The 14,959-nt window shown below is 71.7% G+C and carries 13 protein-coding genes; 4 read left to right on the forward strand and 9 right to left on the reverse strand.

Features of this window, described 5'->3' with window-relative positions; all coding sequences use genetic code 11:
• The first annotated feature begins 283 nt into the window (after positions 1-283).
• The 4 genes from ACWD0Y_RS16540 (at position 284) to ACWD0Y_RS16555 (ending at position 3,038) form a co-directional block, all read left to right on the forward strand.
• Entirely contained in the window at positions 284-640 is a 357-nt protein-coding gene (locus ACWD0Y_RS16540) for a hypothetical protein (RefSeq protein ID WP_450261049.1), read from the forward strand.
• The gene (locus ACWD0Y_RS16545) at positions 627-1,085 is read left to right on the forward strand and encodes a CBS domain-containing protein (RefSeq protein WP_450261050.1); all 459 of its coding nucleotides are present in this window, start codon (positions 627-629) and stop codon (positions 1,083-1,085) included. Before ACWD0Y_RS16540 ends, ACWD0Y_RS16545 begins: the two co-directional genes overlap by 14 nt.
• The gene (locus ACWD0Y_RS16550) at positions 1,082-2,380 is read left to right on the forward strand and encodes an SLC13 family permease (RefSeq protein ID WP_450261051.1); all 1,299 of its coding nucleotides are present in this window, start codon (positions 1,082-1,084) and stop codon (positions 2,378-2,380) included. The genes ACWD0Y_RS16545 and ACWD0Y_RS16550 overlap by 4 nt, the downstream gene beginning before the upstream one ends.
• Before the next feature lie 169 nt (positions 2,381-2,549).
• Positions 2,550-3,038, forward strand: a complete 489-nt coding sequence (locus tag ACWD0Y_RS16555) for a CBS domain-containing protein (protein ID WP_450261052.1) — start codon at positions 2,550-2,552, stop codon at positions 3,036-3,038.
• Positions 3,039-3,281: 243 nt separating this feature from the next.
• Here the strand turns inward: ACWD0Y_RS16555 and ACWD0Y_RS16560 are convergent, their stop codons facing one another.
• The 9 genes from ACWD0Y_RS16560 to ACWD0Y_RS16600 form a co-directional block, all read right to left on the reverse strand.
• Positions 3,282-4,310, reverse strand: a complete 1,029-nt coding sequence (locus ACWD0Y_RS16560; protein WP_450261053.1) for a helix-turn-helix transcriptional regulator — start codon at positions 4,308-4,310, stop codon at positions 3,282-3,284.
• Between the two features lie 430 nt (positions 4,311-4,740).
• Positions 4,741-6,000, reverse strand: coding sequence for an outer membrane protein assembly factor BamB family protein (locus ACWD0Y_RS16565; protein WP_450261054.1), 1,260 nt, complete (start codon positions 5,998-6,000; stop codon positions 4,741-4,743).
• 243 nt (positions 6,001-6,243) lie between these two features.
• On the reverse strand, positions 6,244-7,482 hold the full coding sequence (locus ACWD0Y_RS16570) for a glycoside hydrolase family 6 protein (RefSeq protein WP_450261055.1): 1,239 nt from the start codon (positions 7,480-7,482) through the stop codon (positions 6,244-6,246).
• Positions 7,483-7,537: 55 nt separating this feature from the next.
• On the reverse strand, positions 7,538-7,948 hold the full coding sequence (locus ACWD0Y_RS16575) for a ribosomal maturation YjgA family protein (RefSeq protein WP_450261056.1): 411 nt from the start codon (positions 7,946-7,948) through the stop codon (positions 7,538-7,540).
• A gap of 27 nt (positions 7,949-7,975) precedes the next feature.
• Positions 7,976-9,145, reverse strand: a complete 1,170-nt coding sequence (locus ACWD0Y_RS16580) for an XdhC family protein (protein ID WP_450261057.1) — start codon at positions 9,143-9,145, stop codon at positions 7,976-7,978.
• Between the two features lie 39 nt (positions 9,146-9,184).
• Entirely contained in the window at positions 9,185-10,663 is a 1,479-nt protein-coding gene (locus ACWD0Y_RS16585) for an NCS2 family permease (RefSeq protein WP_450261058.1), read from the reverse strand.
• A 257-nt stretch (positions 10,664-10,920) separates the two neighbouring features.
• Positions 10,921-13,305 (reverse strand): xanthine dehydrogenase family protein molybdopterin-binding subunit, encoded by a 2,385-nt coding sequence (locus ACWD0Y_RS16590; RefSeq protein ID WP_450261059.1) that lies wholly within the window; start codon positions 13,303-13,305, stop codon positions 10,921-10,923.
• Positions 13,306-13,307: 2 nt separating this feature from the next.
• Complete coding sequence (locus ACWD0Y_RS16595; RefSeq protein ID WP_450261060.1) at positions 13,308-13,901, reverse strand: (2Fe-2S)-binding protein; 594 nt, start codon at positions 13,899-13,901, stop codon at positions 13,308-13,310.
• A gap of 2 nt (positions 13,902-13,903) precedes the next feature.
• Positions 13,904-14,794 carry an FAD binding domain-containing protein gene (locus ACWD0Y_RS16600; RefSeq protein WP_450261061.1) on the reverse strand — a complete coding sequence of 297 codons (891 nt, stop codon included), beginning with the start codon at positions 14,792-14,794 and terminating at the stop codon, positions 13,904-13,906.
• Positions 14,795-14,959: the final 165 nt, after the last annotated feature.

Below are 14,959 nucleotides of genomic sequence, written 5' to 3' on the forward strand. Positions count from 1 at the left end.
CGCCTGCGGCTCTTCGCGGTACGCCACTCCCCCGCACGCTCGTCGCACCGGGCCCGGAACGACGGCACGAGCGTCTCGTAGCCGACCACGGCCGGCGGTGCGGTGCGGTGCGGTGCGGTGGGGGCCTTGCGCGGTCGGTTCCGGTCCGACGGCTTCCTGGCGCCACCCCATGTGTCGCATACCTCCCGATATCATGTAGATGACGTGTAAGGTTCCCCGCGGTGTGCCGGGAAGCCTGGTCGGCGGTCTTGAGAGAACTCTCTTTGCCGATCGGGGTCCAGTCATGGTTCTCATTGCCGTCTTCGGAGTCGCACCGCTCATCGCCGTGCCGCTCTCCGGGCTCATCGCCCGTACGGCCCTTCCGGCCCGCTCCACCGCGGACAGCGGCATCCTCGTGGTCACCGCGGCCCCGGCACGGTTCCCGGCGCCGTCCGCCGACGGCAGGCACGTCTCGTTCCCCACGCCGCGCGAGTACGGGAAGAACCCGGCCCGCGCCCTGGGCTCGGCCCCGGGACCGGACATACCGCCCGCCTCCGTGGCACGGCCCCGCTCACGCACTGCCCCGCCGGCCTCGGCCGGACCGCCCTCGTTCCTGTCAGACGCCCACCCCAGCAAGGAGAACGGCCATGCTCGCACGTGATCTCGCGGAGACCTACCCCTCCGTATCGACCGACGCCGACGCGGTGGACGCGGCCCGGCTGCTCTCCGAGCACAAGCTGCCCGCGCTGCTCGTGGTCGACGCCGACCATCGCCCGTACGCCATCGTGCCGGGCTCCCAGCTCATCAAGCAGCTGGTGCCCGACTACGTGATGGAGGACCCGCTGCTCTCCACCGTGATCGACGACCGGCACCTCGACGAGGTCATGGAGCGGATGGCCGGGCTGACGGTCGCCGAATGGCTGCCGCGGCGCGGCTACGCGCCACCGGTGGTCGGTCCCGACGCCGGTGCGCTGCAAGTGGCGGCGCTCATGGCCCGTACGCGCAGCCCGCTGGTCGCCGTGATCGAGCGCGAGGGCGACGAGGTGCGTCTGCTGGGCGCCATCACCGCCGCCTGCCTGATGACCCACATCGTCGGAGCCTCGTGAACGACTGGCAGAGCTGGGCGGCGCTCGTCGTCTTCGTCGGCGCGTACGCCCTGATCATCAGCGAGAAGGTGCACCGCGTGGCCGCCGCCCTCGGCGGCGCCGGGCTGATGCTGGCGATCGGGGCGACCGACGACAAGTCGGCCTTCTACTCCGAGCACAGCGGGGTCGACTGGAACGTCGTCTTCCTGCTGCTCGGCATGATGATGATCGTCGGCGTGCTGAAGAAGACCGGCATGTTCGAGTACCTCGCCATCTGGTCGGTGAAGAGAGCGAGGGCCAGGCCCTTCCGGGTGATGACCATGCTGGTCGTCATCACGGCCGTCGCCTCCGCGCTCCTCGACAACGTCACCACCGTGCTGCTCGTCGCCCCGGTGACGCTGCTGGTCTGCGAGCGGCTCGGGCTGCCGGTGGCGCCCTTTCTGATCGCCGAGGTGCTGGCGTCCAACATCGGCGGCATGGCCACGCTGGTCGGTGATCCGCCGAACATCATCATCGCCAGCCGGGCCGGTCTGACCTTCAACGACTTCCTCGTCCATCTCGCCCCGCTGTCCGCGCTGTTGCTCCTGGTCCTGATCGCGCTGTGCCGGTGGCTGTTCCGCAGGTCGTTCGTGTACGACGAGGAGCGCGCGGCCGAGGTGATGTCGCTGGAGGAACGCGAGGCCATCCGCGACCCCCGCCTCCTCGTCCAGGGCCTGGCCGTCCTGGCGCTCGTCATGGCCGGGTTCGTCCTGCACCCCGTACTGCACTACGAGCCCAGCGTCGTCGCCCTGCTCGGCGCCGGGCTGCTGATCGCCGTCTCCAGCGTGCGGACCGGTGACGTGCTCGGTGAGGTCGAGTGGCCCACGCTCGCCTTCTTCGCGGGGCTCTTCGTGATGATCGGCGGGCTGATCGAGACCGGTGTGATCGGCCAGGTGTCCAAGGCACTCGCGGACGCCATCGGCGGCAACGAACTGGGCGGCTCCATGCTGCTGCTGACGGCCTCAGCCGCGCTCTCCGGCATCGTCGACAACATCCCGTACGTCGCCACCATGGCGCCCATCACCAGCGACCTCGTCGAGTCGGTCGGCGGCTCCGGCGACCACGTCATGTGGTGGGCCCTGGCCATCGGGGCGGACCTCGGCGGCAACGCCACCGCGATCGGAGCCAGCGCCAACGTCGTCGTCCTCGGCATCGCCGAACGCAACCGCACCCCCATCTCGTTCTGGCAGTTCACCAAGTACGGGCTCGTCGTCACCTCCATCACCGTGGCGATCGCGGCGGCGTACGTCCGGCTGCGCTACTTCACCCTGGCCTGAGAGGCGTGTGGTGCGGCCGATGCGGCCGAAACGACTGATGCGGCGATTTTCTTTGTATGTTTCACATCAATGGTCTGGTCAGAATCCGGGATGTGAATGAGGCTGGGACCAAGAGGAACAAAAAAGACACAGGAGCCTTGAGCCTTCTCCGAGAAGACGGGAGCCGGCCGTGCGCGCGCGTGACCTGGCAGAGGAGTACGAAGCCGTGAGCATCGGCAGCGATGCTCTGGAGGCCGCCCGGCTGATGTCCGAGCACCGGCTTCCCGGGCTGCTGGTGCTCGACGGGCGGGGCGAGCCGAAGGCGATCCTCCCCGCCTCCCAGATGGTCAAGCTCCTGGTCCCCTCCTACGTGATCGACGATCCGGCGCTCGCCGCGGTCATCGACGAGAAGCACGCCGACCGGCTCTGCGAGACCCTGGCCGGGCGCCGGGTCGGCGACTGCCTTCCCCGCACCACGGCCCCGCCGCCGATCGCCGACCCCGGCGACACCGCGCTGGAGGTGGCCGCGCTGATGGCACGGGTGCGCAGCCCGCTGGTCGCGGTGGCGGAGAAGACCCGGGAGGGGACGCGCCTGTTCGGCGTGATCACGGCTTCGCACCTGTTGCACGAGCTTCTCGGCTCGGCAGCGGTCTCCGGTGGCGAGACCCACCACCCGTAGTCCCTCCCGTCAGCGGGTGTCCGTCTCGCCGCCGGTCACGACGAGGACCTCGCCCACCGTGAAGCTCGAATCGGTGTCCGAGGCGAGGTGCAGGCGGGTGGGCGCGGGTGGGCGCGATCTCTTCCGGCTGGGCCGGCCGTCCGGCGGCCGTTTCGCGACCCACCCGGGCCGGACCGCCCAGCGGCACGTGCGCGCCGGCGACGTCGAGAACGGTCCGGGTGGGGGTGAAGGGGCGGCAGGGCCTCAGGGAAAGGGCAGGGGGGTGCCGCACCGGCCGCAGTACCGGTCGCCGCGCTCCGGCGCGAGACGGCCGCAGTCGGGGCAGACCCGGTCCAGCAGACAGGCCGCCTCGCCGCCCTCCTCCGCCACGGGTGACACGGGCGGGGCGTTGCGGATGGTGAGCCCCGGGCGGCGGCGGTGGACCGTGAGGTAGGCCAGGCCGTCGGGACCCGCCGAGACGGCGCGTCGGGCTCCGTGCGGCAGCCATGCCACGGCCCCCGGTGCGAGTTCGTGCCGTTCGCCGCCGCATTCCAGCAGGCCGGCGCCCTGTGCCACGTACACCAGGACGTCCAGGTCGGGCTCGACGTGCGGAGCGACTCGGGCGCGGGGCGCCAGCCGGATCACATTCGCGTCCAGCTGCCGGCCGCTCTCGCCCAGGCGCCACAGCGCACCGCCTCGGTGGGCGGCGGGCGCCCCGCCGGTCAGTGCCGCCAACCGGGCGAGGACGCCCGGCCCTTGCGTGCGGACCGGTGCTTGCACCGACCCGGTTCCTTCGGCTGTGGCCTCCCGCAGCCAGGACCGCTCCGCGTGGTCGGCGGCCCGGGCGACGGCGAGCATCCCGCGACGGTACGGGTCGTCCGTGCCGTCGGCGTCGGCGTCGTGGAAGGAGTGCCTCGGCTGTTCCAGGAACTCCAGCCGCCGGCGCAGCACCGCGTGGCGGTCGCCGGGGTCGGGGAGCCGGGAGAGGAACGTCAGGACCGTGAAGTACCGGGCGCTGTCGCTGATGTCCAGGTCGTCGGGGGCCCGGAGCCGCCGCAGCAGCTCGGCGTGGCCGGTGCCGGTCAGGCTCAGGGTGTGCTGCCGGGCGGTCGCGGCGCCCGGCTCGGTCCGCCGGTCCAGCAGGCCGGCCTCGACGAGGCGGTCGATCACCGGGCGGAGGCTGCCCTCACCGACCGGCCGGAAGCGGCCGGCCAGGCGCACCGTACGGCGGCGCAGCTCGTCTCCGTACAGTGGCCCGTCGGCCAGGAATCCCAGGATCGCGAGCTCCAGCATGCCGCCACTTTGGCACATCGGAACGGGGTGCCTCGAACCGAGCGAGGCGTCCCCGTCACGAGCGGGATTCGCGCTTCCCCGGTTCCGGTTGTTCTTGTGCCTCGTACGCGGAGCAGTCGGGGTTCTGGCACGGCCCCGGGCGCCAGACGGGCACGAAGACTCCCAGGGACTTGTGTCGTTTGATCACTGTCTGGACGGGTTGCTTGCAGGCCGGGCACACGTGCCGGGCCCGGGCTTCGGTCTCATGCTCATTACTGCCCATATGTAAATTTTATGCCAATATCGCACCGTGGGGCAGGTCGGAAAGGTCCGGCCGACACCTGGGCCCGGCGGCGGATTTCGTCGCGTCGGACCACTCCGCACTCCGCCCGCACCAGGGCGCCCTGCCCTCGCGGTACGTACCGCGAGGGCAGGGCGTCCGGCTCGGGGGTCAGCTCGCGTAGCCGGCGAGCGCCCCGTTCGCGACGGGCACGAAAAGGCGGCCCTTCGCGGTGGCCAGGCCCGGGACGACCCACCCGGTGCCGTCGTCCTCACCGTTCCAGAACCCGGGCGGCAGGTCGCCCGGCGCAAGGCGCAGGGACCAGACGAGCCGCCCGTCGGACGCCCTGAGCACCCGCAGCCAGTCGCCGCCGGCCGCGTAGACGTGACCGGCGGCGACCAGCCGCACGCCGATGCCCTCGCTGGTGCCCCGGTAGGTCCACAGCGTCTTGTCCGTGCGGGTGTCGACGGCGCGCACCGCGCCGTCCTTCGCGACGAACAGACGGTTCCCCGTGTACGCCGGAGTGCCGTCGGCGGCCAGGCCGGGCCCCAGCTCGCCGGTGGCCCGGTCCACGCCGGTCAGCGTCCCGTCCGGGGACGTGCCACGCATCCACAGCTTGCCTCCGCCGAGCACCGCGGGGCTGCCGCTGGAGCCGCTGTAGCCCGGCGGCTTGACGTAGTGGCGCAGGGTGCGTCCGGTGGCGTGGTCGAGCAGGTAGTACTCGATGTCGTCGAAGGCGACCCAGACGCCCTGCGAGTTCACCGCGACCGGCACCTGGCCCACATTGGCCAGCGGAGTGCTCCACAGGGTGTGCCCGTCGCTCGCCCGTACCGCCATCGCCGTACTGGCGTAGCCGGAGTGCGTGTAGAGCACGCCCTTGTACCAGACCGGCGGGTAGTGGAACCAGTGGCTGTCGGGAGCGTTCAGCCGGACCGACCAGCGCCGGGCCCCGGCCGCCGGGTCCCAGGCGGTGAGGACGCCGTCCTGGGTCTGTGTGTAGACGAGCCCGCCACCGTAGGAGAGCGAGGCGCCCGGCCGGTCGGTGAGGTGCTTGGCGGGCCACAGGTTCTTCCCCGTCCGGGCGTCGAGCCCGACGAGTTGCATCCGCGGGCCGCCCTCGTCGCCCTGGTCCGCGTTGACGACGGCGAAGAGCCGGTCGCCGACGGCGACGGGCGCGGAGACGGCGCTGCCCAGGTCGCGCGACCACAGCTTGCGGTAGGGCGGTGCGGCGGTGGCTCCGGCGACGGCGCTGCTGCGAGCGGGGTCCACCCGGTAGCCGAGGGTGGCGTCCGTGGTCTCGGCGGCCGTGGCGGTACGTCCGGGCAAAGCGGTGGCGGCCCGGGGCGCGGCGCCGGGCGCGGCCAGCAGAGCGGCGAGGGCGACGGCCGCGGTGACCGAGGCTCTGAGGCGTACGGAAGGTCTGTGGCGCATGATTCCCCCCTGGGAACACGGCCGCCTGCGCGGCGGCTTCCGCTGCGCTGGTACCCGCCGCCCCCGGCCCCATGCCCCAAGTAGGCGTGTTTCAGGGCCGGTTCGCGACCGGCCCCACGGCCGGCGGACCGACTCGCCGCTTCCGGACCGGACGTGGAGCGGCGTGCGCCGCCCTTCTCGTACGTTCACCAGAAGGGCGACGGCTGCGCGCACACGGCCGAGGGGGTCCCCACAGCCGCTTCCTCAGCGCGGCATGATGGCCGGGCTGGCGAGCCGCACCAGTTCCAGTGCCTGCTCCGGGAACCAGAGGCCCGCCTTCGGGTCGACCGTACGGCGCTCGGGGTCCTGGGGTCCGGCCGTACCGCGCAGGCACTCGCCGTCCGACTCCCCCGGCGTCTTGATCCACAGGTCGGCGTCGTTCAGCGGGTCCCCGGTGCGGGTGGTGGGGCGGGCACCGAGGCCGCGTCCCGGCGGGTTGCACCAGTCCTGCGCGTCGCTGTACTTGCCGGCGGGCGGGGTCCACGGGCCCTGGCCGTTGCGGCTGGTGTCGGTGACGAAGTGCTTCATACGGGCCGGGTCGGGGACCCCCACATGACGGTCGAGCCAGTTCTGCGCGTCGGCCCTCGGCCACGACTGGCTGGGGCAGTCGGACGCCTTGCCGCCCTTGTCGACGTAGGCCAGGCAGGAGGAGATGAGCTTGCCGTACCAGGCGTTGGCGCTGTCGGTGCTGTAGTTGGCGACGTTCACGGAGAAGCCCGCGGCATGTGCGACACCGCCCTTGACCAGCCGGGGCACGATGCTGTCCACGGTGTGCCAGGAGGGGTGCCCGGCGTCGACGTACACCTTGGTACGGGGCAGCGCGGCGAGGGTGGTGACGGCGTCGGTGATCTGGGCGTAGCGCGCGGCCGTCCTGGCCTCCTTCGCCCCCTCGGTGTCCTCGGCGCCGCCGTCGGGGCAGTCGGAGGGCACCAGGGCGAGCGCGTCGGGTTCGAGGACGACGAGCGCGCGGCTGTCGCCGATGCCCTTCGCCACGCCGCCGATCCACTCCCGGTACTCGGCGCTGTCGCGCAGGCCGCCCGCCGAGTACAGGGAGCAGTCGCGGCCCGGGACGTGGTAGAGCACCAGCGTGGGCGTCGCCTTGTCCCGGGCGGCGTCGCGGACGATCTCGCGCGTCTCGTCCCTGACCTCCCCCGGGGTGCGGCCGGCCAGCCAGACGGCGTGCGGGATGCGGGCCATGGCCCGGAGCCCGGCGGCCTCGCGCGACTGGGTGCCGCGGTCCAGTTCGTCGGCCTGGCGGTACGCCGCCGGGTTGGCGTCGGGGACGTACAGACGGGTGGCGGCGGAGCCGTCCGGGGCGTCCGGGCCGGCCGGGTCGTCGGTCGCGCCGGCGGACAGCGCGCCCAGGAAAAGCGCCGCTGCCAGGCCGGTCAGGGTGAGGGGTACTGCGGTCAGGGTCGGGAGGGTGGGTCTTCTGCTGCGCACGGGGTCGCTCCTGGCTCGCGAGAGGTGGGGACAGGGAGCGCTCCCACGCCCCACGTCACGACGCGTGGCGCGGGCCGCTCGGCCGGGGCACCATGGCGCATATGAGCAGGAAGAGGCCCGCGCCGACGGCGTACCAGAGCAGATCGGGCGCGTTGAAGGTCGAGCCGAGCACCAGCCGGGCGGCCGTACTGCGTTCGGCCAGCTCCGCGGGTACGCCGGTGAGCTGGGCGCACTCGACCGCCCAGCTGAGCCCCAGTGCGACGGCGGCGGCCACCGGCGGGCGGGTCGCGGGCGCGAGAAGCAGGGCGAGCGTGCACAGCAGGACGGTGTAGAGCGCGTCCCCCGCGTACTTGGCGATGTCGCCGTCCGCCACGGCCCGGACGCCGAGCCCCGCGGACAGGGTCAGGCCCGCGGCCACGGCCGCGCGTACGCGGGTCCGGGCCCGGGTCCGGCGAAGATCACTCACGCCGGACACTCTACGTCCATACCACGGTCAGGCGACGGAACCTATCCGCCCGGCCGGTTCCCGGGGACCCTCGTGGTGGATCGGGGTGTGGGCGCCGGTGAGGGAGACGCCGGTGCCGCCGCGCCGGGACGCGACGATCTCCGCGGCGATGGACAGGGCGGTCTCCTCGGGCGTACGGGCGCCGAGGTCGAGGCCGATGGGGCTGCGCAGGCGGGCCAGTTCGAGCTCGGTGACGCCGACCTCGCGCAGCCGCCTGTTGCGGTCCTCGTGGGTGCGGCGGGAGCCCATCGCGCCGACGTACGCGACCGGCAGGCGCAGCGCCAGTTCCAGCAGCGGGACGTCGAACTTGGCGTCGTGGGTGAGGACGCAGAGCACCGTACGGCTGTCGACCTCGGTCGACTCCAGGTAGCGGTGCGGCCACTCGACGACGATCTCGTCGGCCTCGGGGAAGCGCGTGGCGGTGGCGAAGACGGGCCGGGCGTCGCACACGGTCACGTGGTAGTCCAGGAACTTGCCGACGCGCACCAGCGCGGCGGCGAAGTCGATGGCGCCGAAGACGATCATGCGGGGGGCCGGGACGCTCGACTCGACGAGGAGCGTCAGCGGCCGGCCGCAGCGCGAGCCGTCCTCGCCGATGAGGACGGTGCCGGTGCGTCCCGCGTCGAGCATGGCGCGGGCCTCGCCCGCCGCCGTACGGTCCAGCTCCGGGTGTCCGCCGAGGCTTCCTTCACAGGCGAACGAGCCGTCGCGCGAACCGTCGGGGCGTACGAGCAGGGCGCGGCCCATGACTTCGGCCGGCCCGTCCGTGATCCGCGCGACCGCCGCCGCGCCCCCACGCGCGGCGGTGGCCAGCGCGGCCGCGAACACCTCCCTGGCGGGAGAGTCCGCGCGTACCGGGGTGACGAGGATGTCGATCACGCCGCCGCAGGTCAGGCCCACGGCGAACGCGTCCTCGTCGCTGTAGCCGAAGCTCTCCAGGACGGCCCGGCCGTCCTGGAGAGCCTGCCGGCACAGTTCGTACACCGCGCCCTCCACACACCCGCCGGAGACGGAGCCGATCGCCGTGCCCTCGGAGTCGACCGCCAGGGCCGCTCCGGGCTCCCGGGGCGAGCTGCCGTGCGTCGCCACGACCGTGGCGACGGCGAAGTCGCGTCCTTGCTCGACCCACCGGTTGAGTTCTTCGGCGATGTCCAGCATGACTGTCTCCTTACGGGGTGCGGGGGGAGGGACGGGGCGCTACTTGACGCCCAGCCAGCCCTCGATGGGGTGGAGTGCGAAGTAGGCGAGGAAGACGGCGGCCAGTACCCACATCAGCCAGCCCACTTCCCGCACCCTGCCCTGCGCCGTCTTGATCAGCACGTGGGCGATGACGCCGGCCGCGATGCCCGCGGTGATGGAGTACGTGAACGGCATCAGCACGGTGGTCAGGAAGACCGGGATGGAGGTCGCCGTGTCGTCCCAGTCGATGTGCTTGGCGTTGGTCAGCATCATCGCGCCGATGACGACCAGCGCGGCGGCGGCCACCTGGGTCGGGATGAGCTGGGCCAGCGGGGTGAAGAAGAGGCAGAGCGTGAAGGCGAGGCCGGTGACCACACTGGCGAAGCCGGTCCGCGCGCCGTCGCCGACGCCCGCGGTGGACTCGACGAACACCGTCTGCCCGGAGGCGCCGGCGAAACCGCCGATCGCGCCGCCCGCGCCGTCGACGGCCAGGGCCCTGTTGAGGCCGGGCATCTTGCCGTCCCTGTCGGCGAGGTTGGCCTGCTGGCCGATGCCGATGATGGTTCCCATGGCGTCGAAGAAGCCCGCCAGCACCAGGGTGAAGACGATGACGCCGACGGTGATGCCGCCGATGCTGCCGATGCCGTCGAAGGAGACGCTGCCGAAGAGGCCGAAGTCCGGCGTGCTGACGATGGAGCCGGTGAGCTCGGGGGCGTTCAGGCCCCAGGCCTTCTGGTCGAGGCCGGCGAGCTGGTGGACCAGCGCGGCGAAGACGGTGCCGCCGACGATGCCGATGAGGATCGCGCCGGGGACCTTGCGCACCTGGAGGAGGAAGATCAGCAGAACGGTGAAGGAGAAGCACAGCACCGGCCAGCCGGTGAGCATGTCGCTCGTGCCGAGCTGGATCGGCTTGGCGCCGGCGATGCCGCCCTCTCCGGGCATGGAGGTGACGAAGCCGGCCTGCACCAGGCCGATGAGGCAGACGAACAGGCCGATGCCCATGGTGATGGCGTGCTTCAGGGCCAGCGGGATGGCGTTCATGATGAGTTCCCGCAGGCCGGTGACGACGAGCAGGATGATCACGAGGCCGTAGATGACGCACATGGCCATCGCGTTGCCCCAGGTCATCTCCGGGGCGACCTGGAAGGCCATGACGGCGGAGACGCTGAGACCCGCCGCGAGCGCGAGCGGCACGTTGCCGACGAAGCCCATCACGATGGTGGTCACTGCGGCGGCGGCGACGGTCGCGGTGGTCAGCTGATTGCCGTCGAGCCTGTTGCCCGCCACATCGGGGACCGAGAGGATCACCGGGTTCAGCAGGATGATGTACGCCATCGCCATGAAGGTGGTGATGCCGCCGCGGACCTCACGGGCGACCGTGGACCCTCTGTGCGTTATGTGGAAGTAGCGGTCGAGCCACGACCGGCCGGCGGGCTGGCGCGTTCCCGCGCCGGCGTCCTCCGCCGTGGTCGTCGGCTCTGTGGACTGCTGGGTCATGGTGCCTGTCTCCCAAGGTTCAAAGGGGCACCCGCATGAAGACTGGAAACGCGGGATTTGGGATGGTGCGAGGGCTGCACGACCCGGGGGACGGCCCGAGACGAACTGGGGCAAAACCGGCTGAGCGAAAAAGCGGGTGGTGCGAGGACCGCGAGCGGTGCGGTACGTGGGGACCCCGGGCGGTGACAGGCGGGGAAGTGTGACGTTCCTTGGAGGCACGGCACCGCCCGGGGAGCTTTCCGGCGGAACTCGGGTGATCAGGTGCCCGTGAGGTGCTCGGGGCGCACCGGCGTCCTGTTGAGTTCCAGACCCGTCGCGTTCCGGATCGCCGCGAGGACGGCCGGGGTCGACGAGAGGGTGGGGGCCTCACCGATGCCACGCAGACCGTACGGCGCGTGCTCGTCGGCGAGTTCGAGCACGTCGACGGGGATCGTCGGCGTGTCGAGGATGGTGGGGATCAGGTAGTCCGTGAAGGAGGGGTTGCGCACCTTCGCGGTCTTCGGGTCGACGATGATCTCCTCCATGACCGCGACGCCCAGGCCCTGGGTGGTGCCACCCTGGATCTGGCCGACGACGGACAGCGGGTTGAGCGCCTTGCCGACGTCCTGCGCGCAGGCCAGCTCGACGACCTTCACCAGCCCGAGCTCGGTGTCCACCTCGACGACCGCGCGGTGCGCGGCGAACGAGTACTGGACGTGGCCGTTGCCCTGTCCGGTCCGCAGGTCGAACGCCTCGGTGGGCCGGTGGCGCCACTCCAGCTCCAGGTCGACCGCCTCGTCCTCCAGCACGTCGACCAGGTCGGCCAGTACCTCGCCGCCGTCGGTGACGACCTTGCCGCCTTCGAGCAGCAGCTCGGCGGTGGCCCAGGCGGGGTGGTACGAGCCGAACTTGGCGCGGCCGATCTCCAGGACCTTCTCGCGGACGTTCTCGCAGGTGTTCTTGACCGCGCCGCCGGTGACGTAGGTCTGGCGGGACGCGGACGTGGAGCCCGCCGAGCCGACCCGGGTGTCGGCCGGGTGGATGGTCACCTGCGCGACGCCCAGCTCGGTACGGGCGATCTGCGCGTGGACGGTGACGCCGCCCTGGCCGACCTCCGCCATCGCGGTGTGCACGGTGGCGACCGGCTCGCCGTTGATGACCTCCATGCGCACACGGGCGGTGGAGTAGTCGTCGAAGCCCTCGGAGAAGCCGACGTTCTTGATGCCGACCGCGTAGCCGATGCCGCGTACGACGCCTTCGCCGTGCGTGGTGTTCGACAGACCGCCGGGCAGGGCGCGTACGTCGGCCTGCTCGCCGGCGGCGAGCCACTGCTGCTCGGGCGGCATCGGCATGGCCTTGACGCGGCGCAGCAGCTCGGCGACGGGCGCCGGGGAGTCGCACGGCTGGCCGGTGGGCAGGAGCGTGCCCTGCTCCATGGCGTTGAGCCGGCGGAACTCCACCGGGTCCATGTCGAGCTTCGCCGCGAGCTTGTCCATCTGCGCCTCGTAAGCGAAGCACGCCTGGACGGCGCCGAAGCCGCGCATGGCGCCGCAGGGCGGGTTGTTCGTGTAGAGCGCGATGGCCTCGATGTCGACGTCCTCGATGACGTACGGGCCGGCGCTCAGCGACGAGGCGTTGCCGACGACCGCCGGGGAGGCCGACGCGTAGGCGCCGCCGTCCAGGACGATCCGGCACTTCATGTGCGTGAGCTTGCCGTCCTTGGTCGCGCCGTGCTCGTACCAGAGCTTCGCCGGGTGGCGGTGGACGTGGCCGAAGAAGGACTCGAACCGGTTGTAGACCATCTTGACCGGCTTGCCGGTGCGGAGGGCGAGGAGGCAGGCGTGGATCTGCATCGAGATGTCCTCGCGGCCGCCGAAGGCACCGCCGACGCCGGAGAGCGTCATGCGGACCTTCTCCTCGGGCAGGCCGAGGACGGGGGCGATCTGCTTGAGGTCCGAGTGCAGCCACTGGGTGGCGACGTACAGGTCGACGCCGCCGTCCTCACCGGGTACGGCCATGCCGGACTCGGGGCCGAGGAACGCCTGGTCCTGCATGCCGAAGACGTACTCGCCGGAGACGATGACGTCGGCGCGCTCGGCTGCCTCGTCGGCGTTGCCGCGGACGATCGGCTGGCGGTGCACGATGTTCGGGTGCGGGACGTGACCGATGTGGTGGTCGTCGCGGCCCTCGTGGATCAGCAGCGCGTCGGGCGCCGTCGCCGATGCCTCGTCGGTGATGACGGGGAGTTCGACGTAGTCGATCTTGATCTTGGCGGCGGCGCGGCGGGCCGTCTCCGGGTGGTCGGCGGCGACGACGGCCACCGGCTCGCCGTGGTGGCGGACCTTGCCGTGGGCGAGGACGGGGGTGTCCTGGATCTCCAGGCCGTAGTTCTTCACCTCGGTGGGCAGGTCGTCGTACGTCAGCACGGCGTAGACGCCGGGCATGGCGAGCGCCTCGGACGTGTCGATCGACCGGATCTCGGCGTGCGCGGTGGTGGAGCGCAGCGTGTGGCCCCAGAGCATGTCCTCGTGCCACATGTCCGAGGAGTACGCGAACTCGCCGGTGACCTTGAGGGTGCCGTCGGGGCGGAGCGTGGACTCGCCGATGCCGCCCTTGGTCTTCGACCCCTGGTTGATGCTGGTGGGGGTACCTGTGACGCCCATGATCAGACCCCGCTTCCCTGACGGTCCTGACGAGCCGCGGCAAGCCGCACCGCGTCCAGGATCTTCTCGTAACCGGTGCAGCGGCACAGGTTGCCCGAGAGCGCCTCGCGGATGTCCGCGTCGGAGGGCTCGGCGTTGCGCTCCAGGAGCTCGTCGGCGGCGACCAGCAGACCCGGCGTGCAGAAACCGCACTGCACGGCGCCGGCGTCGATGAACGCCTGCTGGATCGGGGCCAGCTCCGTGCCCTCGCCGGTCTGCGAGTCGGTCCCCTTGGCCTGCCACTGCTGGGCCGCCTGGAGCGACGTACCGCCACCGCAGGCGCCGCTCGCACAGCCCTCTTCGCGCTGCCTGGCGAAGTCGGCGAGGCCCTCGACCGTGACGACCTCGCGGCCCTCGACCTGGCCGGCGGCGACGAGGCAGGCGCAGACGGGGACGCCGTCGAGGCGGACCGTACAGGAGCCGCACTCGCCCTGCTCGCACGCGTTCTTGGAGCCGGGCAGGCCCATGCGCTCACGCAGGACGTAGAGCAGGCTCTCGCCCTCCCAGACGTCGTCCGCTTCCTGCTTACGGCCGTTGACCGTGAAATTGACGCGCATTGCTATGCAGCTCCTTCAAGCGTGCGGCCGGTGCCGCGGTACTGCTCCCAGGTCCAGCCCAGCGTGCGGCGGGCCATGATCCCGACCGCGTGGCGGCGGTACTTCGCGGTGCCGCGCACGTCGTCGATCGGGTTGCAGGCGCCGGAGGCCAGCTCCGCGAACTGCTTGGCGATCGAGGGGGTGATGATCTTCCCGCTCTCCCAGAACCCGCCCTCTTCGAGCGCGGCGTTCAGGAAGTCCTCGGCGGCGCGGGCGCGCAGCGGGGTCGGGGCGGCCGAACCGATGCCCGTCTTGACCGTGCGCGTCTCGGGGTGCAGCGCGATGCCGAACGCGCAGACCGCGATGACCATGGCGTTGCGGGTGCCGACCTTGGAGAACTGCTGCGGCCCGTCGGCCTTCTTGATGTGGACGCGCTTGATCAGCTCGTCCGGCTCCAGCGCGTTGCGCTTCACACCGGTGTAGAACTCCTCGACCGGGATGAGGCGCGTACCGCGCACCGACTCGGCCTCGACCTCGGCGCCCGCCGACAGCAGGGCGGGGTGCGAGTCACCGGCGGGGGAAGCGGCACCGAGGTTTCCGCCGACCGAGCCGCGGTTGCGGATCTGGGGCGATCCGACGGTGTGGGCGGCGAGCGCGAGGCCCGGCAGCTCCGCCCGCAGGTGGTCCATGATCTGGGTGTACGGGACGGAGGCACCGAGCTGTACGGTCCCCTCGCCCACCTCCCACTCGCGCAGTTCGCCGATGCGGTTCAGGTCCAGGAGGTACTCGGGGCGGCGGTGGTCGAAGTTGATCTCGACCATGACATCTGTGCCGCCCGCGATGGGCACAGCCGTGGGGTGCTCGGCCTTGGCGGCGAGCGCCTCCTCCCAGCTGGCGGGGCGAAGGAAGTCCATGAGGCTCTCTTCTTCTCAATCGGGTGGTTCGCGTGTCGCTGGGGCTGGAGACGGCCAACCGCCGGCTGTCGACCTGGTCGCTCCGAGCAGTTCCGGGCCGCTCTGGGGCGTTCATCTGCTGTTCACGTGGCTTGGCCCCAGTACACAAGCCGGGCCTCCGCCCGG

This window comes from Streptomyces altiplanensis (assembly GCF_053591575.1).